Origin of the sequence: Lactobacillus panisapium (assembly GCF_019469265.1) — a bacterium.
Taxonomy (GTDB): domain Bacteria; phylum Bacillota; class Bacilli; order Lactobacillales; family Lactobacillaceae; genus Lactobacillus; species Lactobacillus panisapium.
This window is the reverse complement of the sequence record NZ_CP048268.1, coordinates 1,728,365-1,755,135: the sequence shown is the minus strand read 5'-3', so window position 1 is coordinate 1,755,135 and position 26,771 is coordinate 1,728,365. Positions and strand designations below refer to the sequence as shown.

Below are 26,771 nucleotides of genomic sequence, written 5' to 3'. Positions count from 1 at the left end.
AAAAATAAGCTGCAGAGTTCATGTAAAAATGAATTCTGCAGCTTATTTTGTTTTTCAATGAGTTTCAGTTCAAATTAAAAAGATTAATTTTGTCTTTTTATTAAGGAAACTTTACATCAACTATCTTGCTAGCAAACAGTACTTTCAAATTTTACCTTGTAAGCAGGATATCTAGATACCTCGTATTCAAAGGGAATATTTTTACTCGTATAGCCGATACTTGTGAATTTTAGAATAGGTTCATTTTTCGAAATGTCCAAGTAAAGGTGGTCTAAAGATGTTACTTTAACAACCTCAATTGTTCGTTTAGCTTTAGATAATTGAAGCCCGTTTTCTTTAAGGACAGTGAAAAGTGATTTTTTACTAAAGTCTTCCTTAACTAGCTCATTATCAAATTTTAGAGGAATATATGATGTAGCAATGCACATCGGTTTTTCTTTAATGTACCTAACTCGTGAAAGAACGAAAATAGGATCGCCTTTTTGTAAATTAAGTTTTTTAGCCACATCTTCATCGGCATATTCAACCGACTGTTGCAAAACTTTGGAAGAAGTGGGCTTTTGCTGGTGCTCAGCATCCTCATAAAATCCAATGAATGTGCTTAATTCGTGATCAATATATTTATCTGTGGTAGCAGGCTTTTGATTAATAACATACCCACGGCCATAGTTTTTGGTAATTAATCCATCCTGTTCAAGCGAAGTTAGTGCTTTTCGAATAGTTGGTCGGCTGACTTGAAACTGTTCCGATAAGCTACGTTCTGCTGGAATTAGTTCAGATTGGCTTGCTTTTTTGATATATTGATCAAATATTTTTTCTTTAACTTCTTTATATATCATTAATGAATCCACCTAATTTGAGCGAAAATAGTCAATATTTTGTACTAGTAGATTTTAGATTAATCTAGTATGCAGTTTTAAATCTTAAATTTGCTGATAATTAAGTATTAAGTGTACGATTAATTGACCTCTGTATCAAGTTTAAACTGCACTCACATCCGGTTGACACAATGGGAGCCGGTGACACTTTCTTTGCTAATTTAGTGACTTATTTACTTACTGAGAATAGTTGCCTTCGGAATCTTTCTGAACAGACTTGCCAAAGAGCCCTGAATAAGGCTGCTATTGCGGCAGCTAAAACCATTAAGCAACCAGGGTCATTTGGCTGTGGTGAAAGAATCCACTAATGTCATAAAATTATTCTTCAAAGTTGGGTAAAACTAGATACACGATATTACTTTTTTGGTGATATCGTGTATTTTTTGCTTTAGTTTATTAGATAAAAAAGAGAACTTATTTAGCAGCTGTGGAAAAACGAATTGATCTTTCCTCCATAATAGATTGCACTAAAAACTGATAGTTAGTTTTTTGATGAAAGCCTTGATAAATATGTATTAGTAACTATGTTAATTGAAGAAATGGAAAAGTAAAAAACGCTCTTTAACGGTTAGGTAACCGCTAGAGAGCGTTTTGTTTTTCAGTGAGTATCAGTTTTAATTAAAAAGATTAATCCAATAAATCAAACTTCAACGTAGCTAAGTTGTGTCCTTCGTTAACCATGTTGCCGAGCAGTTCAATTGTATTGTTGTATACTTGGTCGGCCATCTTTTGGTTAGCTTCGGTTAGGGCATCTTCGACTGCTTTACCTGAAAGACCAGCAACTTTTTTATCAGTTTCATGTTGAATGAAGTGGCATTGAGCCAATGATTTTTGCTCAAAATCATTTTCTAATTCGCCGTAAACTTTAAAGTTAGTGTCACCAAGTTGAGCAGTCAGCTTGTTTAACCAGAAAATCTTGTTCAAGTCAAACTTAGGACCAGTTTGGAAGCTAGCAGGTGTGTCATTAACGTTGGTGTAGAATGGGACAAAACTGTTAAAGGTATTTGGACCAAAGCAAAGCCATTGCACACCAGCAATTTCTTCTGCTACATCGTTTCTAACTTGTAAAATATGTGTTTCAAAGTTACGGTTCAAGGCAATTGGCCGGTAAGTTTTCTTTTGTTCAGGAGTACCTTGGTCGCCATATGGATCAAATGGGGTATCTTGGTAGTGTGAACTTTCAACAAAGCAAATGTCCTCGATACTGATCTTGCGGTTAGCATGGCAAATGAATGGTTGATCTTGATCGCTAGGCTTGCCGCCAAACTCAGGATCAAAATAATTGTGAACAAACCAAGCACGTGGGTTGTTGTAATGTGCGTCCTTGATGGTAGAACTACCAAAGATGTGACGCATGTTGTAGCCTTCACGGTCAGGGTTTAAATGGTACTCGTCAATTAGACTCTCAAGTTTGTCGTCAGCCATAAAACCGTCTTGACCAAAGTGGAATTCATCAATGTTTAAGCGGTTAGGAGCAACAACATATGCATCATCAGGAATTCGGCGTGCGATCCAGTGATGGCCACCAATTGTTTCAAGGTACCAAATTTCATCGTGATCAGCAAAAGCCATCCCGTTCATTTCGTAGGTACCATATTTTTCTAGCAAGTAGCCGACACGCTTAACACCGTCAAGTGCGCTATGGATATAAGGTAAGGTTAGGGTAACAAAATCTTCTTCGCCCAGTCCGCCTTCACTAACTAGTGGATCAATTCCTTGAATGCGGGAATTTGTTGTAATTGTTTCAGTCGCGGTCATTGCAATGTTATCGGAGTTGATTCCGGCTGCTGCCCAAATACCACTTTCACCAGAAACATCCGGTGCGCTGGTATAACGCATAGGAGTTTCAGCTAAATCCTCATCATCAATTTTTTGGTGACTGATGACACTTTCATAGTGCTTAGGTTGTTTTTCAGGAGTAACTAGTTCGAAGCCCTCAGGGATAATTTCGCGTCCGCCATCTTCACTTCTGGCAATCATTGCTGAGCCATCAATTGAAGCATTTTTACCGACAAGAATTGTCGTACATTCAGCTTTTTTCATTTAATCTGTCCTTTCAAATTTACTTAACCTATATTGTATTAAAAAAAGTAGTGAGTTGGCAAAGAAATACGTAATCTTAAGCCTAAATTATTCATTCACCCGACTAGGCTAAAGTTTTCTTATCCAAAAGGCTGCTTTACCTACTTGCTAATTGATGTCAAACATGTTTTACTAAAAGTGTCAAATTAGTTTGACAAGGAGAAGAAACGTGAAAAATAAAATTGCCAAGCTGCGCAAACAGCAGCGCTATTCACAGGCCCTACTTGCGCAGGCAGCAAATGTAACGCGGCAAACGATTAATGCAATTGAAAATGATAAGTATGATCCGTCCCTAGGTTTGGCCTTTAAACTGGCTAAGATTTTAGGCGTGACGGTCGATGAATTGTTTTGTCCGGGAGAAAAAGAAAATGAAAAAGATGATTAACACAAAAAAGAACATTATTGTGAGTGCTGCAATCGAAACTTTCGTTTTGGCTTTATTTGTTTTGGAGGCCTGCTTAAGTAATATCTCTATTTCTGACCAATTGATAATGATTGTGCTCTTTAGTTTATGCTTGGTCATCCTAGGCGTGAGACAGGCAAAGTACAAAAGCAAACAGGTAAAAATTCTGGATTGGAAAAGCGATGGTTATCCGATTGATATGTCTCATAATGATGAGCGTGAATGGAGTTTGATGCTGCGCGCGCATTATATCGCGAATCGGATGACTGCAGTATTACTGGTTGTGCTATTAGCCCTATTAACGGTGATTAATAAATTGCCTTCACAAAAAATTGTTCTGCCTGTTTCGGCTAATGTCTTAGGTATTCTGCTAATTACAATCACGATCTTAGTTAATGAGTGGGCCTATGCCTTTGCTTATTGCTATATGGACCGCTAACAGTTAGCTTTTTGACCCAATAAAAAACCTGAAACTTGTCTTTCAGGTTTACTAATTTAGCTATTTAGGTAAAAGTCTGTTTTTAATGATTAAACTTTAATTTTTTAAGTTGTGCACTACCAGATAAAATGAAACTGATAAAAAGAAAAATTAATCCAATTGTGGTTAATTTAGTTTTCTCAATTAGATTGCTGCCGGTCTGCGGTAATTTGCTGCCATAAGTAAGTGTGTATTGCTTATTAATGGTCGGTTCAAAATGCTGATCTTTCTCCCTAATTGTAGCCATTGCCTGGATTGGTGCTTTATGCAGCTTGGCATTTTTGCCGTCAGAATCAGAGTTAGGCTTTTCAGCTTGAACTTGCTCGCTAGGACTAGCTAGGTCATTGGTATTCTCTGGCGCATTAGATTGAGAATTTTGTGCTTGAACTGTTTTAGAAGTGGCAGGCGATAAGTTAACGGCGCGAAGAGGGCTGCTGTCATTAGTGGCTTTTTGATTAGCGGCAAAGCCTTGCTGATAAGGCTGGCTTTCTTGAGCTAGATGAGGCATATCTGCTTCAGCTTGTTTCTCAGTATTTGCGGCACTATATCTGTCAAGTAAGTCCTGGGACGAATTAGCAGCAGCTTGCTTTATTTGATTAGTATTTCTAATTTGTTTTTGCAATAAATGAAGTTGATGATGGATCCGTTTGAACTGCTTGTTAGTCGTGCGCAGTTTCTTTTGTAAAGTAGCGATTTGTTTCTTACCCGTATCATTAGTTTCGGTTTTAACCCTTGCCAGGTTGGCCTTAAGGGCTGCTATTTTATGACGCACTTTTTTTAATTGCTTTTGGTACTTTGTATGTTGCGCTAACAAATGATTAATAGTGTCCTTTTTTTGGTTAGTTTGTAAGTCCGTTTTTGCTTGCTCAAGTTCATGCTCATGCGGTGCTAATTCACTAAAATTGCCGTCAGATACTTGCGCGGCCATGATAATAGTCGTATTATTCAGTGCAAAAACTAATAGGGTGGTAGTTAGGGTAAAAATAATGGCCATGATAATGCGCATTCCTGTAACCTCTTTTTTATCCATCTTAACTTCCTTTCATTTGGCTAAATAGCAATACCTTTTCACTTGTATTATAAAACTAATCAGATTAATTTTACTAAATTATGCTTATAAGTATATTTAAATCTCATTATAGAATAGCTTAGCAAAATAAGTCTTGTATGTACCAAAATTTGCCTAAATGAAAAAATAATTTACGATTCAGGGTGATATTATGAAAGCAAAACAGATAATTCAAGCCAAATTAGAGGCTGAGCTAAGTCAAATTACGCATCAATCATTAATAGTACATTTGTTGGTTATAGTAAAAAATTGCAGCAACAAGTATTTGTTAAAGTATTTCCACAGAAAAACAAGTTTATTACCGAAAAGGCGGTCAATCGGCAGCTATACCCACACCGAGTTCTAACTAGTCTTACGATTACCGCTGCACAGCAATTGTATGTTTTAGTGATGAAAGATTTAGCTCCAATTGACTTAAAGCTGCCGGTAACTGTCAAACTGGCTTATGTAATGGGAGTCAAGCTAGCTGAATTTCACCAGAAGGAAAAACCATTTGCGGGAATTTATCCTAATAATAATTTGTTTGCAAAAGCTAAGCACGATATTGCGCAGCTGCAGGAATCAACCATTAAAACGCGGTTGCAGTTGCTCTTACGGGACCTTTCTTCATTGCAACCTACTATTGAATCAGATTTACTTCACTATTCAACTACTGTTCTTCATGGTGATGTAGGTGTTCGTAATTACAAAATAATTAACGGTAAACCGAATCTGATTGATTTTGAACGTGCACGAATGGGCGTGAATTACCAAGACTTTATCAAACTGCTTTACCAAGATTTTGGCTTAAACAAAGAGCTGATTACTTCTTTTATTAATGGTTATAAATCTTCGGGTGAGACGGTAATGGCAAGTCCTAGCACGCAGGTATTTTTACTTTTGCTTACTGCTATAGGCATTATGAGCTATACCGCCAAAATTTCTGATCCTCCTTTTCAACGTGTTGGTGAAAAGATGCTTGATACGGTAGAACTCTTTTTAAAACGAATGAATTCATCGGGCAGCAGCTCACCTATTAATGAAACAAATAGTTCAATTCCTGAGCTAATCGCATTGATTCCTAGGGATTAGCCCCATTTTTTTAAGTAAAAAAACACCTTCGCATTGTTGAAGTTAACCCCCGGAATTGGACAAAGTTTCCAATTCGGGGGTTTTCTTATTCTAAATATTTACTAAAAACAAAATTAGAAGCAGTAGATTTGTATCAAAGAGGATTTAGTACAAAAGAAATTCAAGAGAAATTACATATCACATCACGTAGATCTATTGATGGTTGGATCAATAATTATCAACAGTATGGTAACAGAGGCCTGGAAAAAAGCTTTTCTAAGACAAGATATAGTGGTCAATTTAAATTAGAAGTCTTAAACTGGAGAAAAGAACATAGTGCCAGCTATCAAATTACTGCCAATCATTTTAATATTAAACAACATTCCACTATTGCGAATTGGCAAAGAAAATTAAATGAAGGCGGTGTTGATGCTTTATTTATTAAGCAAGGACGACCATTAATGCATAAAAAGAAAATTAAAGCAAAGAAGCATAAATATACTTCTCAAGAGTTAACTGAACTTGAACGTCTACGTTTAGAGAATCGTGCATTACATGTAGAAAATGAATATCTAAAAAAACTAGATGCCTTAGTTCAGAAACGCGGACATCGGACGAAGAAAGATCTATAGTTAATGAACTAAGGCAAGAATTTGGCTTTAAATTAAAAGAAATATTACCCTACACAAGTTTGTCTAAAAGTACATTCGAGTACCATCCTCATCCAAAAAAGAAACTGATCAGTGATAAAGCACTTGTTTCAATTATCAAAATGATAAAGAAGCATCATGCCAGTTATGGATACTGGCCTGTAACTGATACTCTGAGGATGACTTATCACCTAATGGTTAATCATAAACGTGTTCAACGCTTAATGCGTGAGAACAATTTAGGAGCTAATAAATATAATCTGAGAGCCGGTAAATATGATTCTTCAAAGGGTCCACAAAATAAGAAAGCTAAGAATCGGTTCCATCAAAAGTTTAAGACTGATAGACCACATCAAAAGGTCGTAACTGATATTAGTGAATTTAGATATGGGAACATGACTATCCGTGATCGAGTATATTTATCGCCATTTAAGGACTTATTCAGCGGTGAAATTTTTAGTTATACGATCACCGATCGTCCATTAACAAGATATGTTCTAGAAGGATTAGAGGGAGTGTTTACTGCAAGACCAAAGCTATTAAATTATCGAATGACAATCCATAGTGATCAAGGAATTCAATATCAATCTAATCCATATCGACATGCTTTACGAAAACATAAAGTATTTCAAAGCATGTCACGAAGAGCTACATGTCATGATAATGCAGCTATGGAAAGTTTCTTTCACATTATGAAAGTTGAAATGAATTATTTTACACATCACTTTGATACTAAGAAACAATTGGTTAAGGCGATGAAAGAATGGATAAGTTATTACAATGAAGATAGAATTCGGCACAAACTAAAAGGCTTAACTCCGATTCAATATCGGAATCAAGCCTTAAGTAAAATGATATAAAACTAACGTCCAGTTTTAGGGGTTAGCTTCATGTCGAAGATGTTTTTGCGTAAACAAATCATATTTAAGGGAAAATGTTTGGTTTACGAGATATTTGCAGTTTGAGTTTTCGTTGTTGTGTGTTGTCGTTTTTCACCTCCTTTAAGTAGTAAATTTAAGATTGTGGCAGATAAACTAGTAATCACAATCCCATTACTCAAAAAGAGTTGCACCGTAGCCGGCAAGTTTTTAAAGAACTGAGGGTAAATGGTTACACCTAAGCCTAGGCCAACGGATATGGCAATAATTAAAATGTTGTTATTATCGCTTAAATCGACTTTGGTCAATGTCTTAATTCCTTGAACGGCAATCATCGTAAACATAACTAGCATTGCGCCGCCAAGTACTGGAGTTGGAATAATTGTTACCAGGGCACCGATTTTGGGTAAAAGCCCCATTGCCATTAGTAAGCCGGCTGCCCAGTAAATTGGCCGCTTGGTCTTGATTCCTGAGAGTTGTAACAGTCCAACATTTTGAGAAAAGGTGGTATAGGGAAAGGCGTTAAACAAACCACCGAAAATTTGGGCCAATCCTTCGGCTCTGTAGCCTTTTTTGAGATCATCTTCTGTTATATTGTGGCCAAGTAAATCACCAGTGGCAAAGAAAACTCCGGTCGATTCGATCATTGAAACAAGCGCAATAATGATCATTGTTAGGCTGGAAGACCATTCAAATTTAGGAATGCCGAAGTAAAACAGCTGGGATAAATGAAACCATGAGGCATCAATTACTGGCTGGAAGGAAACTAGTCCCATCAAAGAAGCAATAATTGTGCCGGCGATTAACCCGATTAAAACTGAGATTGAATGTAAGAACCCTTTTGTCCAAATCTCTAATGCCAAAATGATAAACATTGTGCAAAAGGCTAAAAACAAATTTTGCCCACTACCAAAATTCTTGGCAGTAGCATCGCCACCGCCCATATTTTGGATAGCTACTGGGATCAAGGTTAGGCCAATCGTCGTAATTAATGTTCCAGTGACAACTGGCGGAAAGAACTTTTTGATTTTGGCAAAAAGACCAGAAATAAGAATTACGAAAATACCGGCAACGATAATTGCCCCGTACATGTCGTTAATTGAAAACTTCTGCCCAATCATCTGCAAGGGTGCAACTGCTTGGATAGCACAGCCTAAGATGACGGGAAAACCAATGCCAAAATATTTATTGCGCACAAGCTGCAATAAGGTGGCGAGTCCGCACATGAAGATATCAATGGAAACCAAGTAGGTCATTTGTTCAGCGTTAAATTTTAGTGCCGAGCCGATTAGTAGTGGAACTGCAACTGCTCCAGAATACATCGCCAATAAATGTTGTAACCCTAGAACCGCCGCTTTTTGTTGACTAACTTCTTTTTGTGCCATTATTCTTCACCCATAAAATGTACTTGGTTGTCTCTAAGACTTGCAATATTGGCGAGAGCTTCCAGACGGTAGCCATGCTCTTTAATCCAAGCACTGCCTCCTTGGAAATTTTTAGCAACAACAATACCGATGCCAGCAATATTGGCTTGTGCTTGCTTAGCGATATTTATCATACCCTTGACTGCTTCACCATTGGCTAAAAAGTCGTCGATAATCAGCAGATTGTCATCTTCATGGAGAAATTTTTGCTCAACGCAGATTTGGTTGGTTACTTTTTTGGTGTATGAATAAACATCAGCCCAGTAGACCGCGTCGTTCAGCGTAGCTGGCTTTTTCTTACGGGCAAAAACCATGGGCACATGCAATTCATAAGCAGCCATTACGCCTGGTGCGATGCCAGAAGCTTCGCAAGTTAGAACCTTGGTTACGCCACTATCTTGAAAAAGCCGGGCAAATTCTTGTCCAACAGCCATCATTAGTTCTGGATCTACCTGGTGGTTTAAAAAAGAGTTGATTTTTAGGACATTCCCAGGCAAAACTTCACTATCACGACGAATGCGGTCTTCTAATAACTTCACAATTTCCTCCTTGAAAAAATAAATGGGCCTTTTCTACCAAACTATGGTAAAAAAGGCCCTTACAGCAGTAAGAAACTGCAATAATTGCTCTTAATCCATAGTTCAGAATTTATGGTTCTGAGTAGAAACTGCCGACCTTATTACGGCAATATACAGATTTAATATTGACTTGATGACTGCATTCTAACAAAGTAAATTAAGTTGTGCAAGATGAGATTTTAGGTGGTAAATAATATTTTTTATTTCTATAACTGGCCTTTTTTATTGCCACTTTTTCTCTTAAAAAGTGGTTGACCGCAAGGGAAATTCTTAGTACAGTTTAATCAAATTCTTGTTTTGGTAGAAAAGGAGCTCGGATGGCAGTAAAAAAGAATCTTCATGATTTTGATGAAATTATTGTTTTGGATTTTGGTAGTCAATATAACCAGTTAATTACCAGACGTTTACGTGATTTTGGGGTTTATTCTGAGCTCTTGCCGCACGACATCAGCATAGCTAAGATTAAAGAAATTAATCCCAAAGGAATTATTTTTTCCGGTGGCCCAAATAGCATTTATGATGAAAATGCTTTGAAAGTTGATCCGCAGATTTTTGAACTTGGTATTCCGATTTTAGGAATTTGTTATGGCATGCAACTAATGTCATATTACTTAGATGGCGATGTGGAAAAAGCCGCTAACTCAGAATATGGCCGTGCTGATATCGCTATTGAAGATGCCAATTCGGTCTTGTTCAGTGGCTTACCCAAAGATGAGTATGTCTGGATGAGTCACGGCGACTTGGTTAAACAAGCTCCTGCGGGTTTCAAGGTGGTAGCCTCAAGTAAAAATTGTCCGATTGCTTCGATTGCTAATGATCAAGCTAAACTTTATGGCATTCAGTTTCACGCGGAAGTGCGCAATACTGAATATGGTCTTGATATCCTGCGTAATTTTGCCTTCAAGGTTTGTGGTGCCAAAGCTGACTGGTCCATGACGGACTTTATTGACCTGCAGATTGCTGAGATTCGGCAAACAGTGGGGAACAAGAAAGTTATTTTAGGTTTATCCGGCGGTGTAGATTCCAGCGTCACTGCTACACTATTGCATAAAGCAATTGGTAACCAGTTGACCGCAATTTTTGTTGATCACGGAATGCTGCGCAAAAACGAGGGCGACGAAGTCATGGCAGCCTTGAATCGTGACCTTGGGGTTAATATTATTCGGGTCAATGCACAGGACCGCTTTTTAGCCAAACTAAAAGGCGTTACTGATCCCGAACGAAAACGGAAGATTATCGGTAATGAATTCATTGAAGTTTTCAATGAAGAAGCACAAAAAATGCACGATGTTGACTTCCTAGCTCAGGGCACACTTTACACTGACGTGATCGAAAGTGGCACCAATACCGCACAAACAATTAAATCCCATCATAATGTTGGTGGTTTACCAAAAGACATGCATTTTAAGCTGATTGAGCCGTTGCGTAAGCTGTTCAAAGACGAAGTGCGTGAGCTTGGTGAAAAGCTGGGCATTCCACATGATCTAGTTTGGCGTCAGCCGTTTCCTGGTCCAGGACTTGGAATTCGCGTTCTTGGTGAAGTTACTGAAGATAAGTTGAAACTTGTGCGCGACAGTGACGCAATTTTACGTGATGAAATCAAAAAGGCCGGTTTGCAAGAAAAAGTTTGGCAATACTTCACCGTTTTACCCGGCATCAAGTCAGTTGGCGTCATGGGTGACGGCCGAACTTACGATTTCACCATCGGTATCCGGGCAGTCACCTCAATTGACGGCATGACCGCGGACTTTGCCCGTCTGCCGTGGGATGTTTTACAAAAAGTTTCGACCAGGATCATCAACGAAGTTGATAACGTCAACCGTGTAGTCTACGATGTCACGAGTAAGCCACCATCAACGATTGAATGGGAATAAGACAATGTTAGTTGATGAGGAAAACTTGATTTACAGCATTTAGTAAGAATAAAAACTATTTAAAAAGGTGACATGAAAGTATGCCAAAACAAGAAGCTCTTAGATAGATCTAAGGGCTTTTTCGTACCAAATATACTGAGTTAAGAAATAAAAAATGATAATTAATATTAGGAAATAAAGATTTGAGGTTCTTAAAATGGCAATTACAGAAATTGATGATAAGAGAGATTACAGTAACTTTATTTATGATTTCTTAGGAGTGTATGACATCGCTAAAGCAACAATTACTAAATTAGGAAAAGGAATTAATAATCTGTCTGATGTTGATGGTGAAGTTTACTTGAAGAAATAAACTTTATTATAAGCAGACTGATAAAGATTTAATGCAGTTATTTACAGATGTTAAAGTTGAGGTAGATGAATTAGGCACTAAGCCATTAAGCCACGCTATATCTTTGTGACTAACTTCAAAGAAGTTCTAGCATATGATACTAAAATGGATGATACATTGAGCATCCCCTTTGAAAGATTACTAAATTGTATGTTGTGATTGTTAAGGATAATCCTAATGTCACAAGAAAGGGCCTGACCCTATTCTTAATTATAGTTTTATTCTATTTGTTTGTGGCAATGCTTTGAGACTTGATTGGGAGGAGATATTACCTCATAAGATAGATGATGAGTGTTTGGTAATCCGCTATACTTAGGATCTAGAAATCAAAATGATGTTAAAAAAGCAGATCTAGTAAAAGCTTTCGATGATAAAAATCTGGTAAAGAAACTAGATTATGTTGCAGGGTAGTTTGTTTGTGCATTTAATTATATTATATATACAAATGCAAAATTTATTTTTATATCAACAAATTTTATTGTACAGGGTGAGCAAGTACAAAGATTATGGCCCAAAGTATTGAATTGATAAAGTAAATATTGATTTTGCATATATATCCTTTTTGTGGAGGAATAACACTAGGGCAAATGTATATGATATAATTATTGGATTAGCTGGAGTTAATAAGGCAATCAATAAAACAATTTTTACAGGTAAGTCATTTAGAAAAATAAAACACATTGATGCTTATTTAACTGATAGTCATGATGTAATTATTAGCTCGTCAAATAAACCATTATTTTTTAAATACTTAGCTTTAAGAGAATCAAGTCTAATTGATTGGAAAGGTGGATCTATTCTATCAGCTAATGAATATAGGAATGAATTCAATAAGAACCCAAGATTAAAAGTGATTATTCGTTTATATGTTAATGAAAAAATTATAAATGGCATTAAAGAGTATTGTATTTGGGTGCCTGAAAAACAAATTTACGATCAATACAATCAATTTATTGCAAAGAAAGTTGAGCAAGTTAAGTTTGCGGGGATGCAATGGAAAGATAAATCTTTGACAAATATTTCATATAAGTTTTAAGTAATTTAAAGTAAAGATTCGCCTGCTTTATTTATTCCGCAAGACTCTTATGGTAGTAGAGATTACATTCCTATGGGTTATGTGAGTGTCAAAGCTATCATTGCTGTACCTAATTTCGATATATATAATGCGCCATTTATTTATTCGGAATATGAATGCATATGACGCAGATAAAAGCTGTAGAAGGAAAATTAAAGACCCATCTGAGATGCTCTAATTATTTATGCTTTAATACATTTCTTATACCTCCTATGTCAAAGGGAAAGCAAAATGAGATTGAGCATATATCTTTAAACATTCTTGGTGTTCGTGAAGAAGAGTGGGAACTTTAGCGAATTATACGGTTCTCCGCTCGCTGAAAAATGTTCTAAGTAAGATTGCTAAAGGTTCATCAAGAGCTTAATGAAGTAGTAGATCGAACATATAGATCATTGGATTTAAAGATGACAATGAATGTTTAGCTATACTATTAGATATGTATAGTGAGAAGGTGAGAGAGTGTAATGATTAATTATAATTTACAAAGAAAGATTTTATTTAATGATGTTATTGATTTGCTTCTTAGTGTAAGATGGACACAAAAAATAACAGCCAAAAATTATGATAGGTTGGCTAAATATTCAATGTTTATTAAGTGGTTTAAAGCAATATCCGCTGTATTAACATCAGGGACTGTGGCAACTTTATTTGATTCGAATAGTAGTCAAGCAAAATATATTGCAATTATAGGTGCTTTAATATTTACTGCGTTAGAAGTTATTTCTAATCAATTTAATATTGTCAAGGATCAAGTGAATTTATTTGAAGCAAAAGAAGATTTTTGGGAAAAATCAATTTTATTAACCAATTTAGCACGAGAAATCAAATTTAGTGAAAATGCCTCTGAAAGTGATTTAAAAGGTTGGCAAGTGCAATATAAAAGTATTCTAAATAGAATAAAAGAAGTTCAATCTGGCTTACCATCTGTCCCTCTTAGAGTTGTTCATAAAGCGGAAAAAGAAATAAAAGATGCGCATGCTAGTAATAATTGGGAGAATAAGAATCAACTTTTACCACCAGATATTAGACAGTTTTCAAAGGAGAATTAGTTGAGCATAAATACAGTCTTTGATAATTTTTGTAATTCAATAAAAATGGTTGAAAGTAAAGATTGGCAATCAAGAATAGCAGAAATTACTAAAAAAATTAATAAAAAGTATTATGATTCTGATGACTCTCATAATCATAGATTATTTGTTGGCTCTGTGGGACGACATACTGCTACTAATAAAGTGAGTGATTTTGATGTTTTGTTTATGCTTCCTTGGAATGTTTATCACAGATTTAATAATCATTCTGGTAATGGGCAAAGTGATCTTCTGCAGGAAGTAAAGGAATGTATTAAAGAAAGATATCCTAGAACTCAAATAAATGCAGATGGCCAAGTAATTGATGTTACTTTCAATAATGGATTAATTGAGGTTATCCCTGGCTTTGAAAATAATGATGGTTCATTTCAATATGCTGATACTAACGACGGAGGAAAATGGAAAACTACAAATCCTAGACCTGAAAAACAGAAGTGTACTGATGATAATGATGCTACTTGTGGCACTTTTATAGATTGTGCACGGATGATTAGAGTGTGGAAAAATCATAACGGTTTTGTGTTTAACGGTTTATTAATAGATACATTAATAGATAGATTTTATGTAGATAATAATGATGTTTTAGAAAATAATTTATATTCTAATTATCCATTCGTATTAAAGAAAATATTTGAGTTCTTAAGTAACCAAAACCAAGATCAGAAATACTGGCATGCCTTAGGAAGTAATCAACAAATTGGTAATCATGGTAGTAACAAATTTATAAAAGAGGCTAGAAAAGCATTAGATAAATTAAACGAAATTAATTCTGATAACGATTCAGAAGTCTTGAAATTTTTTTCAGAAATATTTGGTTATCAATTCAAACAATATGCAAATGATTCTGTATCACATACTACTGAAAAATTTGCGTCAACATATTTTTCAGCCATTGATATTAAAGGAAGTTTTGATATTGAATGTATAGTTTCGCAAGATGGTTTTCGGGATCATCCTATACAATATTATCTATATTCTAAATTAGGTACTATTTTTAAGAATAAACATTTACTATTTAAGGTTGATAACTTAGATTTACCAACTAATATTAATCAAAGTAATTTGAAATATTATTGGAAAGTAAGAAACTTTGGCTTAGAAGCAGAGGAAAAGAGACAATTAAGAGGGCAAATATTTAAAGGAAAAAGTATACATAGAGAGGATACTAAGTATAAGAGTATGAAGCATTACGTTGAATGTTACATAGTTGATAATGATGTGGTTATTGCTCGTAATAAGATAATTGTTCCAATAGGTGAATACGGAGATGCAAGATAAAAATGTAGTTGAAGTAAATTACCATCAAACTGGTAAAAGTACTAATACCGACGAATTGGGAATGCGTGAAATGCAGGCGCGTGTTTATCAACACCGCAATGCGCAATATCTTTTAGTAAAGGCTCTACCGGCTTCAGGTAAATTACGTGCTTTAATGTTTGTTGCTTTGGATAAGTTAGCTAATCAAGGTATTAAAAAAAGTTATTGTAGCAGTTCCTGAGAGAACAATTGGTAGATCATTTAAGAATACTGAATTAGTTAAATATGGCTTTTATGAAGATTGGGTGGTAGATCCTAAATACGATTTAACTCTTCCTGGTGGAGATGAAAGTAAGATACAAAAATTAGTTGATTTTCTTAGCTCTTTAGAAGGTAAAATCGTAATATGTACTCATTCTACTTTGAGATTTGCCTATGAAAAAATTATGGATGATCATGTCTTTGATGATGTAATGGTTGCTATTGATGAATTTCACCATGTTTCATCTAATGATAGTTCTGTTTTAGGTACTGCCTTAAAGAACATCATGCATAATTCTTCTGCCCATATTATGGCTATGACTGGTTCTTACTTTAGAGGGGATTCAGAGCCGATTCTTTCCCCAGAAGATGAACAATTATTTGATAAGGTCACCTATACTTACTATGAGCAACTTGATGGTTACCAGTATTTGAAGTCTTTTGGTATTGACTATAAATTTTATCAAGGCTCATATTTAGATGCTTTACCAGATGCAATTGATACAACTAAGAAGACAATTATCCATATTCCAAGTGTCAATTCTAGTGAATCAACTAAGGATAAATACAATGAGGTCGATACTATCTTTGATGCAATTGGTACTCTGGTTGATAGAGATGATGAAACTGGTATTTATAGAATTAAAAGTAGGCAGACTGGTAAATTATTAAAAGTTGCTGATCTTGTTAATGAAGATGGACGAGAAAAGGTTCAAGAATACTTGAGAAATATCAGTAGTGCGGATGACTTAGATATTATTGTAGCTCTTAATTTGGCTAAAGAGGGCTTTGACTGGCCGTGGGCTGAGCAAGCTTTAACTATTGGCTATCGTCATTCATTGACTGAAATTGTACAAATTATTGTACAAATTATTGGTCGTGTAACTCGTGATAGTTCTAATAAAACACATGCACAGTTTACCAATATGATTGAACAACCTGATGCCAAAGATGATGCAGTTCAGTACGCAGTTAACCAGATATTAAAAGCTATTACTGCATCCCTCTTAATGGAACAAGTACTAGCTCCTGAAATTCATTTAAAGAGAAGAAATCATAAGTCTGATACTCCTTCTGGGGATGCAGATATTTTAATAAAAGGCTTAAAAGAGCCAACTACTAGAAGAGCTCAAAGTATTATTGAAAATGATTTACCTGATCTCAAAGCAGCTATTTTACAAGATAATGATGTAAAAAATGGTACTGCTGCTAATGAATAAAGAATTAATTCCCAAAGTGGTTATGACTCGTTACCCAGATTTGACCAATGATGAAGTAGAACAAGTTAGTCAATATGTTGTAGCTGACACTGTATTACGTCAAGCTAAGGTTGATTCTTCAGTTGATCAAGAAGGCAATACAAACGAAATTCTCAAGATGGGAGACAAATTTATTGATGTTAATAAATTGAATATTAACTTGATTGAGTCAATTAATCCATTCCAAAGGGCATATGATGTAATGTCGCAAAATATTGATAGTAGCACTCTTAGAATTATTGAACGTTCCATCGATGCGAAGAAATATGACTTCTCTGATGAAGAATTGATACAATTATTTATGAATGCTAAGGCCTTTGTAGAAAAGACAGGGCGTAGACCAGATAAAAATTCTGACAATAAAGAGGAAGTTAGGATGGCTTATGCATTAGCTAAATTAAGCTATATGAGGGCTAGAAGAAATGAGAATAGATAATTCGCGTCCAATTCGTTCACTGGATGATATTTTTAACGACCCAGCCGCTAATGAGTTATTAGTCAGACCCAAGAAAAAACAGGTAACTTATGACCCAGAAGTTGAAAAATTTAAAGAAATTGAAAATTGGGTAAAAGAGCATAATGGCAACGAACCTGAAAAGACCACTGATCTTAGTAGACTAGGTGAAAGAAAATTAGCTAGCAGGTTAAAGGGAATTCGTGAGGATCCAGAAAGAATAGAATTGCTTAAACCCTATGATGAATTAGAGCTGTTAAAGACAGAAAATCAAAATGTTTCTTTGAAAGGAAAAGTTAGTCAAGAAAAAAGGCCTTTAATTCTCTTGATGATATTTTAAATGATGATTCAGCTTTATTTGATAATTCTGGCCAATCCTTAAATTCTAAATTATTTGATACCGGTTCACTCAATGCCTATAAAAAATCTCAAGAAAATGCTGCCAAAAATAAATCCAAGAGAAAAGCAATGGATGACTTCAATAAATATTGTCCACTATTTAAGCAGGTGCAAGCTGAATTAACTTCTGGCAAGCGTCATTTAGTAATATATGGCAATAATAAGCTTAAATTACATGGATTCTATGTTTTAAAGGGTCAACTAATGTATATTGAATCTATCGGAGCAGAGTTTAAGAGCAATAATCGTAGTGATACTGATACTGATACTGATACTGATACTGATGCGCGTTTACACGTTATTTATGAATGATAATGGAACAGAGAATTTTCCTTTAAGAAATGGCTTAATAGCATCCTTATATGGATCTAAACAACATGGTGGTGGTGGAAAAATAGTTACTGAACCAGATGATAAATTTGAATTTGGTAAAGATGATCAGATAACTGGCTATATTTATGTATTAAAGTCACTTAGTAATAATGTAGACATAAGGAGAATTCAAGAGGATCATCCTTTGTATAAAGTTGGATTCACTTCTGGAACTGTTGAAAGAAGAATTGCCAATGCAGAAAATGAATCAACTTACCTGTATGGTCCTGTTAAAGTTGTGGCGGAATATCAAGTCATAAACCTGAATCCAGAGACTTTAGAAACGGCTCTGCATCATGCATTAGCTCAGTATTGCTTAGACGTAGATATTAAGGCTGGCAATGGAAGGACTATTCATCCTAGAGAATGGTTTGTAGTAGATTTTGAGACCATTAATAATATTATCAATGAAATTATGAGTAAGTTACAAATGGCAAAATAAAAATCTTAAGAAATTATAAAATAGTATGGATCAATTTGACCTATTAATCTTTTCAAGAGGTGATTGGGTGAAAATTGGTGATTTTGTTAAACTAGCACAGGTTTCCGTAAGAATGCTTAGGTATTACGATAAAGTAGGACTTTTAAAACTCGAGCGGGTTGATCCTTATACGAGGCATCGCTTTTATTCGATAAAGCAGTTGCCCGCTTTACGTAAAAAAGTCATGTTACGTAATTTGGATTTAGTGTTGCTGAAATCAAAGAAATTATTCAACACTGGGATAAAGTAACTCTTGTTGATAATATGAAAGCTCGACTAGCAGACACTTATAATGTTATTGAGGAAGGGCAAAAGCGTGCTCAGAAACTACAAGAAGCTATAGCAATTACCGAAGAAGATGATATTGAAATCCACTATAATGTGATTTTTAAACCAGTTTCCCAGCTACCTGTTATTTCCCTTAGGAAAAAAGATTGCAAAGTATTCTGAAGATGGCAAGCTTGGAGATGAATTGGATTCATACGTGCAAGGAAAACACTTGCCCTTAGATAAAACTAGATATAACCAGCTAGCTATCTATTATTGTGATAATTATCAAGAAGGAAAAATAGATATCGAAGTTTTCTATATTGTAAAAAGTTCTGCTAAATTAGTTCAGACAGGCATTTTTGACTTTTAGAAGAAGCTCCAGTAATGGCTTCTATGATGGTGTATGGTCATATCAAAATATCGAAAAGGCGCAAGCTTTGTTTGTAAATTAGCTTTCTAAACGAACAGAATACACTTTAGGCAATACAGCTAGACAGATCACGATTATAGATAATCGTCACACCGACAATTCCGAAAAATATTTAACGTAACTTCAATTACCGCTATCTAAAGTTGAAAACAAATAAAAAGTATTATAGGTGACACCTATAATACTTTTTTGTCTGACGTAATAACTAAATCTTTAGGGTTTTAATTTACATATTCATTTCACTATCCCAGTCAAATTAAGCTGAATCTTCGGCATTATCTGACCAGTGACTACACCAGTCGGGAACAGTCGGATGCTTAACTTTATCAGAATTCGGATAATATGGTTTGATGTCTAAAATTGGCGAATTATCTTCGGCATCAATGTACTCAATTTTAATTGCGCCATTATCGACATTTAAGTCCTCCACTTTAACCACCGAGATAGCGATTGGATTAGGTCTTACGGGGGAACGAGTTGCCAGAACACCAATTGACTCTGGCCCACATTTATAAGGCTTATCTAGCACTTTAATGCTGCGTATTTCTTCGCTATCCAGTTTATCAAACCATCATACGACAATAATATGTCTAAATCTGTTTAACCCGTCAAGTGCCGGTAAATATTCTTTTTGTAGTAATAGTTTGGGACTATCATGTCTTTGATCTACTTTGCCAATCTCTTTTAAACTAAATTTATGCATATAAAAATCCTCCTATATCTATAATTTACAACCTGACACCGTGTCAGATGCAAGGAAGATTTGCAATAGCAAAAAATAAATCCAAAATTTGTGTTTATATTTTAGATGTCTTAGTACTGAAGCATCATACTTAAAGTGAGTAATGATATTTGTGATTGCTTTATCATCTAATATGAATGCATAATATAGGGAAAGTGCAAAGAATATTAACTAGAAAAAAGGAATAAAATTATAATGAAAAATACTCTATTTCAACATGGCACAATGCAAATGCTAGTAGAAGGATTATTAGACGGCACTTTGCCATTAGCGGAGTTGCTAAAGCACGGCGATATTGGCATTGGAACGGGTGATGGCGTTGATGGTGAATTAGTGATTTTAGACGGGATTGGTTACAAAATCGATACAACTGGAAAAGCCGTTAAGTTACCACCCGATTTTAAAGTAACATACGCAGATGTTAGCTTTGCTGATTATCACGACTTTAAAAGCTACCAGGATATTGAGTTAGAAGAGATGCTTTCCCAAGTTTTAACAGCAAATAATGCGCAAAATCGCTTCTTGGCAGTTAAAACTAACGGTGTTTTTCAGAAAATTAGAACTAGATCATCCAAGAAGTCACAGAAACCTTATCCTTCATTAGGTGAGATTGCACAAAATCAGGTTGAATTTGAAGCTGAAAATATTACCGGAACTATGATTTCATATTACACGCCGAAAGTTTTTCAAGGGGTGGGCGTTTCTGGCTTTCACAATCACTTTTTAGCTGATAACCTGTCTGTGGGCGGTCATGTTTTGGCTGCAACAATGAAGGATGTAACTGTCAGCGTTCAGTTGCTGGATAATTTGCAATTACATCTACCAGTAGATAGTCAGGACTTTTTAGACGCAGATTTAACCGATATTACCAAACTTGACCAAGTGATTTCTAAGTCGGAATAGGAATCTAATACTGCCATTTTGATTGTGTAAAAAGGTGGGTATTAATAAAATATCTAAACAATCATATGTTGTTGGCTTTTTCTGAAATAAATATGATAAAATACCCTAATACAACTTATTTGAGTTAATTATTTTAATATTTTTTAAAATAAAATATGAACGATTTTTCGAAAAAAAGGGGAAATTTTGGAATTAGGATTAAATACTTATCAACAACATGAACAAATTGATGGTGAAAAGACACTCGGTAGAATCTCGTTAAATTCGGCTGACATGTATAAAGTAATGCATTTGGACGGACGCGAGAGTAATGCCATTCCCAAAAAGCGCACCGAGCAGTTTTTAGTGGGCGACTGGGTAACGCTTGATCCGCAAATTGATTTTGATTTAATTAATGAGCGTTTGCCGCGCTATAGTACTTTAGGTCGAATAACTGGTGAAGAATATCGGGCGGAGCAAAAGTGTGCAGCTAGCAATATTGATCAGTTGTTTATCTGTATTTCACTGAATAAAAATTTAACTGACTCGCGGATTAACCGTTACTTGTATGCACTAAAAAAGGATGATGAATATCAGACTTCAGTGGTATTGACTAAGTCCGACTTAACTTCAGATAGTAGTAAAATCGCTGCCCAACTTGCTGCCAAATTGCAAGTTCCCGTCTTTTGCACTTCCAGTGTAACCAGTGATGGCATTGAAAAATTGCGTTCCAGTATTTTGCCGGGACAAACTGTTTCCTTTTACGGTAACTCAGGCGTGGGTAAATCGAGCTTAATTAATGTTGTTGCCCAAAAAGAGGTCATGGCGACCAGTGATATTAGTGCAAAAACTGATAAGGGTCGCCATACAACTACAAGCTCAAGGTTAATTCCAATTGAAAATGGGGATTTTGTCTTAATTGATACTCCAGGCGTGAAAAGCATTGGTGTTGGTGCTAATGACCTAGCACAGGTTTTTCCTGAAATTGCGGAGCTAGCAAAAAATTGCCGTTTTAATGATTGCCGCCATCTCGATGAGCCTGATTGTGCCGTCAAAGAAGCTGTACAAAACGGGACTCTAGCGCAGAAAACTTATGATCAGTTTCTTGCTTTACAAAAAGAAAGTGAATTGACCCAAGGCTACCTTGATAAAAAATTGGCGAAGAAATTAAATCAGAAGGCTGAATTTAAGAAGCAAACAATTAATTATCATCGTTATCGGAAGCCACCGATGTAAAACTAGAAGAAATCAACAAAAGCTCTCAATCATAATTGAGAATTTTAAAATAGGATATCTTAAATTATAGCTATCTTTTTCGAACTAGCCGATCTCTAGTTGCGACTTGACTTTCAATACTTTAAGAATATTTATCAAGATCATAAAGTTATACGATTTGGAGATAAGATATAAGAAGAAGTCTGTCATTACTTTCAAGTTTTGCTAGCTAGTGTAAGTATAGTTTTTTAAATCTAGTTATTAACTCTTTGTTAGGAATAAAGACATTTGATGATGTTCATGAATCTAATTGCTAGTTTACTTCGCCTTTTAGTCCCTAGATTATGAGTTATCTAACGAACAGATTTGCAATGATTATTAACTACCTTTATTCTATGATGCTAACTTAATTTTACGTATCTAATTCCCTAATTTCACCAGAAACTAAATATATTAACCTTGACATAAGTAGATAATTAAACAAATAAGGTCACTAGATTTTTCTTAAATTTAGTGACCTTATTGGCTTAGAAATAATTTGTTTGAAAATAAAAATATTTAGTTCCTTTTATAATTATTTCACTTAAAATTGAGTTGAATATTCTATAATATCAAACTAATGATGTCTATATTTTTTGTAATTTTTTAGTTTTGAAATATTGTGTTACAAATCAATTTTTTACTTTTTCTGTTTTACAAGTAAGTGCTAAATTGAATAGTTTCGGATAAAGGATAACCTAAAATTGCTCAAGTTATACCATCTTTTGTAATCTAGGTTCTAATGTATGTAGAAAAAGTCCTTTTCCTTCACAATCTTTTTTCCATTCTTCAAGCATTTGCCATGGAAAGTTTTAATACCTTTTCATATCCATATTCTGCAATACCAGAATTACCTATAATGACATCTAATTCCTTCATTTATTATTGGTCAATTTGCTACACATTTTCCTTTTCTCTTCTAGTATTCTTTCCAACTATTAGAAAAAACTTTTTGTTAAGATAACCATAGTTGTTATCAGTTTCTATGTTAGTTTGGGTTTTATAGATTACTTTTAACTATAGAAGTTTTTACAGATGTTAGTATTAAATTAACTATTGATAAACTAACTAATGTGATTACACCCAGGATAATGGTTGCTTTCTTGATAATTTTGTTTTATATTTTTTCTATATTTATGGAAAATATGATTACTTAATCTTTATTATTGTTAATATACCATATTGCATTGCCAAAAATAATAGAAAAACTATAAAAAGAACGTTCTTTCGACTTTATCATCATACTTTATTGTTTTAGTTAAAGTATTCATTTTGGGACCAACATTCTTTCTTTCGATTTCATTTTTATATGTTGGCTGTTCTTTATTTATTTCTTTAATAGCTTTTTTTGATAATTTTGTCTCCGGGGAAAATAACTTAGAAAAATCATAGAAATTAATAAAATTTAAGCCAGTTTGGTCAGACCAATTTTCAATATAACTTTTTGGGAAAAAAATATTAGAAAGAAAAATACCATAAATTTGTTTATATTCATCATCTTCAAAACCATTCAGCTTTTTAAAATATTTTTTTAAACTAAGTTGTTCTTTATTTCTTTTTAAGTATTTAAATGTTGAACTTGCATGATATATATAGAGATTAGATATCATTTTGTCAACTTGGATTCTATATTCTTTATAGCTATATGAATGGGAGAAAGTCTTACATTCTATATAACAAGGGACATTATTAAAGTCTTTTACGAATGCGTCAATTTCATGCTGAGTTTTCTTCTTTTTGCTACTTTCGTTAAAGCTGAAATTAATACAATCATAATTTTTACTTATCAATTCACGTACTTTTTTTTCAAATATATACCCTCGCTTATTTTGAATAGCTGTATTCATCTTCATAAGTCTAGATATAACATATACAGGATCTAAAAATAAACAGGTTGGCGTAAATAACCATAAATTGTTTTCATTTTTTACAAAAGGAGTATCTAATAAGCTTAAACCTCTTGCATTGAGTACCAGGTAACTGTTCATATGTTGTATTTCTGCTTTTTTAATTTTATATTGCTTTAATAAATCATCACTTGGTGTAAGCTTTATTATATCTATAAACAAATCTTTAGAATTATTTTTAAAAATTTCTATTCCTTTGGATTTTATAAACATTAAATAAATAATCCATTTCTTTATAGAAATATTATTTAAATTAATTTCTGCAAATGTATTTAAGTTTTTAGTATAAAAAAATGAATAATAGTCTACTGACAAGTTTTTAAGTGCCGTACATATGTAATCTTTTGCATTCCGTACATTTTCATATTGATTTCTCATATTTGAGAAAATATTCCTATTTGTGATAAAAGCTCTGGCAAACTCAGTCGTACTATCGATAATAATTTTGCTATTTGATTTATATAATTTTCCTTCTGCATACTTCCAGTCTTGTACAATAAGGTTAAAACGAGTGGCCTTTACTACTGGATTATTTTCAATATCTTTTTCGTAATTAAATTTAATTGCTTGATCAAAATTCATATTGACAATTTTTTTAATATCATTTTCTGAAAGCTCTAAAAGTAATGAAGAAAATGCGTTTAATTTTTCTTCGATTTTTGCTTGAGTTTCATCATCTAAATATTTTTTTTCAATCACATATTCAGATAATTTTTGAATTAAATATAATATTTTGATTATAAGGCTATATTTATCTGTAATTGACATAAGATTAAAATCTAATTTCCAATAATTTCTTATTTTTTTCAGAAGAGATATGTCATTATGCATTCTATCGATTTTTTTAGCCAAATTATTTTGTAAGTCTATTTGATGCTCTATATTTATATTTTTACTATTTACTATAGAACTTAAAAGATAAATAATTTTATTTTTTATGCAACTTCTTTTACACTTTTTTCTGATAGTATTAAAAATTCTAATGCCTCTATCATTAAATTCCCCATAGTCATTTAAAATTGCATCACTATATCTTAGTAGATCGACTAAACGATAGTATATTTTAAAATTCTCATTAATACTAGTATAACTAATAAACTTTTCTGCATCTTTTAAGAAGACAGAGACATCTTTGTTTATATCAAATATATTTGATATATAGGCTTGAGAAAAGTCAATTTTCTTGTGTTTTGTCATTTTATCATTTCCTTACTACGGAGCTTATGTTTTGCATTTATTGCATATAATAAACGGATTTAATACTTTTAGCGTATAAAGCATTAAAAGTAAGAATTATTAGCAGTAATATATAAACTGATACATTCAAATAAGAAAATTTTGATTTGACTTCATAATAAAGTCTCAAATTTGTAAAAGATTGAGTAATCATTTTTGAGTTTTTCTACTTTTTTTGAAGAGTCATTTTTCCCAGAACTAGGAATTGGCTTAGTTTGTTAGAGTTCTTATTAATTTTCTATATTCCATTTTTATTATTTCAATTCGCCATTCTAAATTTTTGATCTAATTTATTCACTCTTGTTTCAACTATTTTTACGATTAACTATTCTCCATTATGAATATATCTATTAATTACTATAAATCTCACTGGATACAAAAAAGATGTATTTTATTTTTTTATATCCAAAAAATATATTCATTCATAAACAAAAGAAAAAATATAAGCATGTAATCATACCAATGAAATGCTTTAGCAAGGTCTATAAAAGACATAATTGTTACGAAGACCCAAAGTCAACTAAAGGTATAGGAATGGTAAATGACAAATTGTGCTTTCTAAGCCAAGTATTATTGGCAAAAATTTAACGCTAAAATAATAATTATATTTAATAAAGTACACAACAGTATCAACCCTTAATAATTTTAAAGATAGAAAAACACTATCATATGTGCTATCCAGTAAGCAATTGAACTATTGAGGTGCAAAAAATGAATAAGTGCATATCTAATATCGTTTTCGGCCCTATCTTCATAGTTCGTCAAAAACTTAATAAAAGTATTCACTGGCTTTGAGTATAAACTGCTGCATGTTACTTTTGCAAAATATTTGGCAATGGTTTTGATAGTGTCAATTTCTAACCGTGTGTCATAATGTTTTGCTTTACATCAACTTTTCTTGTAAAAGAGCAAATTGTTGCTCTTGCTTAAGGTACATATCTTCAATAATTTGATTGAATTCAGCTTTTTCGTTTTCAAAAAATAGGTTATATAACTCTTTGTATGATTTTCCTACACTTTGCTTTCACTGAACTGACGGTTGATAGGATGAATATGACGATACAGTAAAGAAAGTTGTTGTTACAGTTGTTCTTAATAAACTGATTGCTTTAATAGCAATCAAGTATGTTAAGTAACCTTTTAAAGATTGATTATGCTCTGCCGTGGATAGATATTGTCAGCAATTTTTTAATCATTTTATTGTCCGTTGGAACACTTTTCAACTTAAACTGGACATTTGTCTTGTTAACTGGGATTCTTGTTTTGACTAATTTGTATTTGCCCAAAGTAATGCAAAAAAGACTTCTCAAGCTAGTACACAAGTGGCTCAAAATAATGGTTACTTTTTTACTGTGATTGGAGAATGGATTAGCGGCTTGAATGAATTGCGACGCTACCATTCTGTTTCAATACTTAATCGGGAACTGACAAAGTATGGTGAACAGTTGGAAAATCAAAGGTTCATCAGACTAAAACAAGAACATTTTCAAATACAGTTAATGGCTTTGGCAACGCGATTGGTCAGCTTTCAATTGTTTTCTTGGCAGGTATTTTGTTCCTTTTAGGTCAGATTAAAATGGTACGGTATTAGCTGCGGCTTCGTTTGCCTATGGCATTTTCTCGGCTGTCTCAGCAATTACAGTCGCCAT

General features: G+C 33.8%; 24 protein-coding genes, 3 pseudogenes and 1 riboswitch. Of the genes and pseudogenes, 19 read left to right on the top strand and 8 right to left on the bottom strand.

Annotated features, from left to right (window positions below; all coding sequences use genetic code 11):
• Positions 1-128: 128 nt before the first annotated feature.
• Positions 129-839, bottom strand: a complete 711-nt coding sequence (locus GYM71_RS08325) for a GntR family transcriptional regulator (protein ID WP_220220110.1) — start codon at positions 837-839, stop codon at positions 129-131.
• 170 nt (positions 840-1,009) lie between these two features.
• On the opposite strand from GYM71_RS08325, the gene GYM71_RS08320 reads away from it, so the two are divergent.
• Positions 1,010-1,186 (top strand): hypothetical protein, encoded by a 177-nt coding sequence (locus GYM71_RS08320; RefSeq protein WP_220220109.1) that lies wholly within the window; start codon positions 1,010-1,012, stop codon positions 1,184-1,186.
• A 319-nt stretch (positions 1,187-1,505) separates the two neighbouring features.
• Here the strand turns inward: GYM71_RS08320 and GYM71_RS08315 are convergent, their stop codons facing one another.
• On the bottom strand, positions 1,506-2,921 hold the full coding sequence (locus tag GYM71_RS08315; protein ID WP_220220108.1) for a C69 family dipeptidase: 1,416 nt from the start codon (positions 2,919-2,921) through the stop codon (positions 1,506-1,508).
• 208 nt (positions 2,922-3,129) lie between these two features.
• Here GYM71_RS08315 and GYM71_RS08310 point away from each other — a divergent pair, with 208 nt between their 5' ends.
• Together GYM71_RS08310 and GYM71_RS08305 are read left to right on the top strand one after the other, a co-directional pair.
• Positions 3,130-3,345: a helix-turn-helix transcriptional regulator gene (locus GYM71_RS08310; RefSeq protein WP_220220107.1), complete on the top strand. Its 216-nt coding sequence runs from the start codon at positions 3,130-3,132 to the stop codon at positions 3,343-3,345.
• The gene (locus GYM71_RS08305; RefSeq protein ID WP_220220106.1) at positions 3,329-3,802 is read left to right on the top strand and encodes a hypothetical protein; all 474 of its coding nucleotides are present in this window, start codon (positions 3,329-3,331) and stop codon (positions 3,800-3,802) included. Before GYM71_RS08310 ends, GYM71_RS08305 begins: the two co-directional genes overlap by 17 nt.
• 82 nt (positions 3,803-3,884) lie before the next feature.
• Here GYM71_RS08305 and GYM71_RS08300 read toward each other — a convergent pair whose 3' ends face one another.
• A complete protein-coding gene (locus tag GYM71_RS08300) occupies positions 3,885-4,871 on the bottom strand; it encodes a hypothetical protein (protein WP_220220105.1) in 987 nt (328 codons plus the stop codon).
• Positions 4,872-5,159: 288 nt separating this feature from the next.
• On the opposite strand from GYM71_RS08300, the gene GYM71_RS08295 reads away from it, so the two are divergent.
• From GYM71_RS08295 to GYM71_RS08285, 3 genes are read left to right on the top strand one after another with little or no spacing between them, the layout of a single operon-like run.
• Positions 5,160-5,981, top strand: coding sequence for a phosphotransferase (locus tag GYM71_RS08295; RefSeq protein ID WP_244986814.1), 822 nt, complete (start codon positions 5,160-5,162; stop codon positions 5,979-5,981).
• A gap of 32 nt (positions 5,982-6,013) precedes the next feature.
• Positions 6,014-6,592 (top strand): helix-turn-helix domain-containing protein, encoded by a 579-nt coding sequence (locus GYM71_RS08290; RefSeq protein WP_336511434.1) that lies wholly within the window; start codon positions 6,014-6,016, stop codon positions 6,590-6,592.
• The gene (locus tag GYM71_RS08285; protein WP_220221205.1) at positions 6,529-7,470 is read left to right on the top strand and encodes an IS3 family transposase; all 942 of its coding nucleotides are present in this window, start codon (positions 6,529-6,531) and stop codon (positions 7,468-7,470) included. Before GYM71_RS08290 ends, GYM71_RS08285 begins: the two co-directional genes overlap by 64 nt.
• A gap of 83 nt (positions 7,471-7,553) precedes the next feature.
• On the opposite strand, the gene GYM71_RS08280 is transcribed toward GYM71_RS08285, so the two are convergent.
• Together GYM71_RS08280 and GYM71_RS08275 are read right to left on the bottom strand one after the other, a co-directional pair.
• Complete coding sequence (locus GYM71_RS08280; protein WP_220220104.1) at positions 7,554-8,873, bottom strand: nucleobase:cation symporter-2 family protein; 1,320 nt, start codon at positions 8,871-8,873, stop codon at positions 7,554-7,556.
• Complete coding sequence (locus GYM71_RS08275; RefSeq protein WP_220220103.1) at positions 8,873-9,451, bottom strand: xanthine phosphoribosyltransferase; 579 nt, start codon at positions 9,449-9,451, stop codon at positions 8,873-8,875. Before GYM71_RS08275 ends, GYM71_RS08280 begins: the two co-directional genes overlap by 1 nt.
• Positions 9,452-9,529: 78 nt before the next feature.
• Positions 9,530-9,627: riboswitch (purine riboswitch) on the bottom strand.
• Positions 9,628-9,807: 180 nt separating this feature from the next.
• Here GYM71_RS08275 and guaA point away from each other — a divergent pair.
• From guaA to GYM71_RS08240, 10 genes and pseudogenes are all read left to right on the top strand, one after another.
• Positions 9,808-11,364: a glutamine-hydrolyzing GMP synthase gene (guaA, locus tag GYM71_RS08270; RefSeq protein WP_220220102.1), complete on the top strand. Its 1,557-nt coding sequence runs from the start codon at positions 9,808-9,810 to the stop codon at positions 11,362-11,364.
• A gap of 196 nt (positions 11,365-11,560) precedes the next feature.
• Positions 11,561-11,716: a hypothetical protein gene (locus GYM71_RS10370; RefSeq protein ID WP_244986812.1), complete on the top strand. Its 156-nt coding sequence runs from the start codon at positions 11,561-11,563 to the stop codon at positions 11,714-11,716.
• 330 nt (positions 11,717-12,046) lie between these two features.
• Positions 12,047-12,283 (top strand): annotated as a pseudogene (locus GYM71_RS10450) (DNA methyltransferase).
• A gap of 34 nt (positions 12,284-12,317) precedes the next feature.
• Positions 12,318-12,791: a type IIL restriction-modification enzyme MmeI gene (locus GYM71_RS10365; protein WP_244986811.1), complete on the top strand. Its 474-nt coding sequence runs from the start codon at positions 12,318-12,320 to the stop codon at positions 12,789-12,791.
• A 155-nt stretch (positions 12,792-12,946) separates the two neighbouring features.
• Positions 12,947-13,123 (top strand): type IIL restriction-modification enzyme MmeI, encoded by a 177-nt coding sequence (locus GYM71_RS10445; protein ID WP_336511390.1) that lies wholly within the window; start codon positions 12,947-12,949, stop codon positions 13,121-13,123.
• Between the two features lie 171 nt (positions 13,124-13,294).
• Positions 13,295-13,879: a hypothetical protein gene (locus GYM71_RS08260; RefSeq protein WP_220220101.1), complete on the top strand. Its 585-nt coding sequence runs from the start codon at positions 13,295-13,297 to the stop codon at positions 13,877-13,879.
• On the top strand, positions 13,880-15,196 hold the full coding sequence (locus GYM71_RS08255; RefSeq protein ID WP_220220100.1) for an SMODS domain-containing nucleotidyltransferase: 1,317 nt from the start codon (positions 13,880-13,882) through the stop codon (positions 15,194-15,196).
• Positions 15,186-17,131, top strand: a pseudogene (locus GYM71_RS08250) (DEAD/DEAH box helicase). Before GYM71_RS08255 ends, GYM71_RS08250 begins: the two are co-directional and overlap by 11 nt.
• Positions 17,118-18,362, top strand: a pseudogene (locus tag GYM71_RS08245) (GIY-YIG nuclease family protein). Before GYM71_RS08250 ends, GYM71_RS08245 begins: the two co-directional pseudogenes overlap by 14 nt.
• Before the next feature lie 67 nt (positions 18,363-18,429).
• Positions 18,430-18,651: a MerR family DNA-binding transcriptional regulator gene (locus GYM71_RS08240; protein WP_220220099.1), complete on the top strand. Its 222-nt coding sequence runs from the start codon at positions 18,430-18,432 to the stop codon at positions 18,649-18,651.
• A gap of 706 nt (positions 18,652-19,357) precedes the next feature.
• Here the strand turns inward: GYM71_RS08240 and GYM71_RS08235 are convergent.
• Together GYM71_RS08235 and GYM71_RS10430 are read right to left on the bottom strand one after the other, a co-directional pair.
• Positions 19,358-19,630: a TrmO family methyltransferase domain-containing protein gene (locus GYM71_RS08235; protein ID WP_220220098.1), complete on the bottom strand. Its 273-nt coding sequence runs from the start codon at positions 19,628-19,630 to the stop codon at positions 19,358-19,360.
• Positions 19,631-19,672: 42 nt separating this feature from the next.
• On the bottom strand, positions 19,673-19,804 hold the full coding sequence (locus tag GYM71_RS10430) for a hypothetical protein (RefSeq protein ID WP_272876717.1): 132 nt from the start codon (positions 19,802-19,804) through the stop codon (positions 19,673-19,675).
• Positions 19,805-20,038: 234 nt separating this feature from the next.
• Here GYM71_RS10430 and budA point away from each other — a divergent pair, with 234 nt between their 5' ends.
• Entirely contained in the window at positions 20,039-20,746 is a 708-nt protein-coding gene (gene budA, locus GYM71_RS08230) for an acetolactate decarboxylase (RefSeq protein WP_220220097.1), read from the top strand.
• A 186-nt stretch (positions 20,747-20,932) separates the two neighbouring features.
• Complete coding sequence (gene rsgA / locus GYM71_RS08225; RefSeq protein ID WP_220220096.1) at positions 20,933-21,961, top strand: ribosome small subunit-dependent GTPase A; 1,029 nt, start codon at positions 20,933-20,935, stop codon at positions 21,959-21,961.
• A 1,226-nt stretch (positions 21,962-23,187) separates the two neighbouring features.
• Here rsgA and GYM71_RS08220 read toward each other — a convergent pair.
• Positions 23,188-25,083: a hypothetical protein gene (locus GYM71_RS08220; RefSeq protein WP_220220095.1), complete on the bottom strand. Its 1,896-nt coding sequence runs from the start codon at positions 25,081-25,083 to the stop codon at positions 23,188-23,190.
• Between the two features lie 1,361 nt (positions 25,084-26,444).
• Between GYM71_RS08220 and GYM71_RS08215 the strand changes: the two genes are divergently transcribed.
• Positions 26,445-26,687: a hypothetical protein gene (locus GYM71_RS08215; RefSeq protein ID WP_220220094.1), complete on the top strand. Its 243-nt coding sequence runs from the start codon at positions 26,445-26,447 to the stop codon at positions 26,685-26,687.
• Positions 26,688-26,771 lie beyond the last annotated feature (84 nt).

Bases quoted from the DNA above. Each gene is read 5' to 3' on its own strand.
- GYM71_RS08315 (WP_220220108.1), bottom strand. From the start codon at position 2,921: ATGAAAAAAGCTGAATGTACGACAATTCTTGTCGGTAAAAATGCTTCA.
- GYM71_RS08260 (WP_220220101.1), top strand. From the start codon at position 13,295: ATGATTAATTATAATTTACAAAGAAAGATTTTATTTAATGATGTTATT.
- GYM71_RS08280 (WP_220220104.1), bottom strand. From the start codon at position 8,873: ATGGCACAAAAAGAAGTTAGTCAACAAAAAGCGGCGGTTCTAGGGTTA.
- GYM71_RS10370 (WP_244986812.1), top strand. From the start codon at position 11,561: ATGGCAATTACAGAAATTGATGATAAGAGAGATTACAGTAACTTTATT.
- GYM71_RS08220 (WP_220220095.1), bottom strand. From the start codon at position 25,083: ATGACAAAACACAAGAAAATTGACTTTTCTCAAGCCTATATATCAAAT.
- GYM71_RS08305 (WP_220220106.1), top strand. From the start codon at position 3,329: ATGAAAAAGATGATTAACACAAAAAAGAACATTATTGTGAGTGCTGCA.
- GYM71_RS08325 (WP_220220110.1), bottom strand. From the start codon at position 839: ATGATATATAAAGAAGTTAAAGAAAAAATATTTGATCAATATATCAAA.
- guaA (WP_220220102.1), top strand. From the start codon at position 9,808: ATGGCAGTAAAAAAGAATCTTCATGATTTTGATGAAATTATTGTTTTG.
- GYM71_RS10430 (WP_272876717.1), bottom strand. From the start codon at position 19,804: ATGCATAAATTTAGTTTAAAAGAGATTGGCAAAGTAGATCAAAGACAT.
- budA (WP_220220097.1), top strand. From the start codon at position 20,039: ATGAAAAATACTCTATTTCAACATGGCACAATGCAAATGCTAGTAGAA.
- GYM71_RS08320 (WP_220220109.1), top strand. From the start codon at position 1,010: ATGGGAGCCGGTGACACTTTCTTTGCTAATTTAGTGACTTATTTACTT.
- GYM71_RS08300 (WP_220220105.1), bottom strand. From the start codon at position 4,871: ATGGATAAAAAAGAGGTTACAGGAATGCGCATTATCATGGCCATTATT.
- GYM71_RS10445 (WP_336511390.1), top strand. From the start codon at position 12,947: ATGCATATGACGCAGATAAAAGCTGTAGAAGGAAAATTAAAGACCCAT.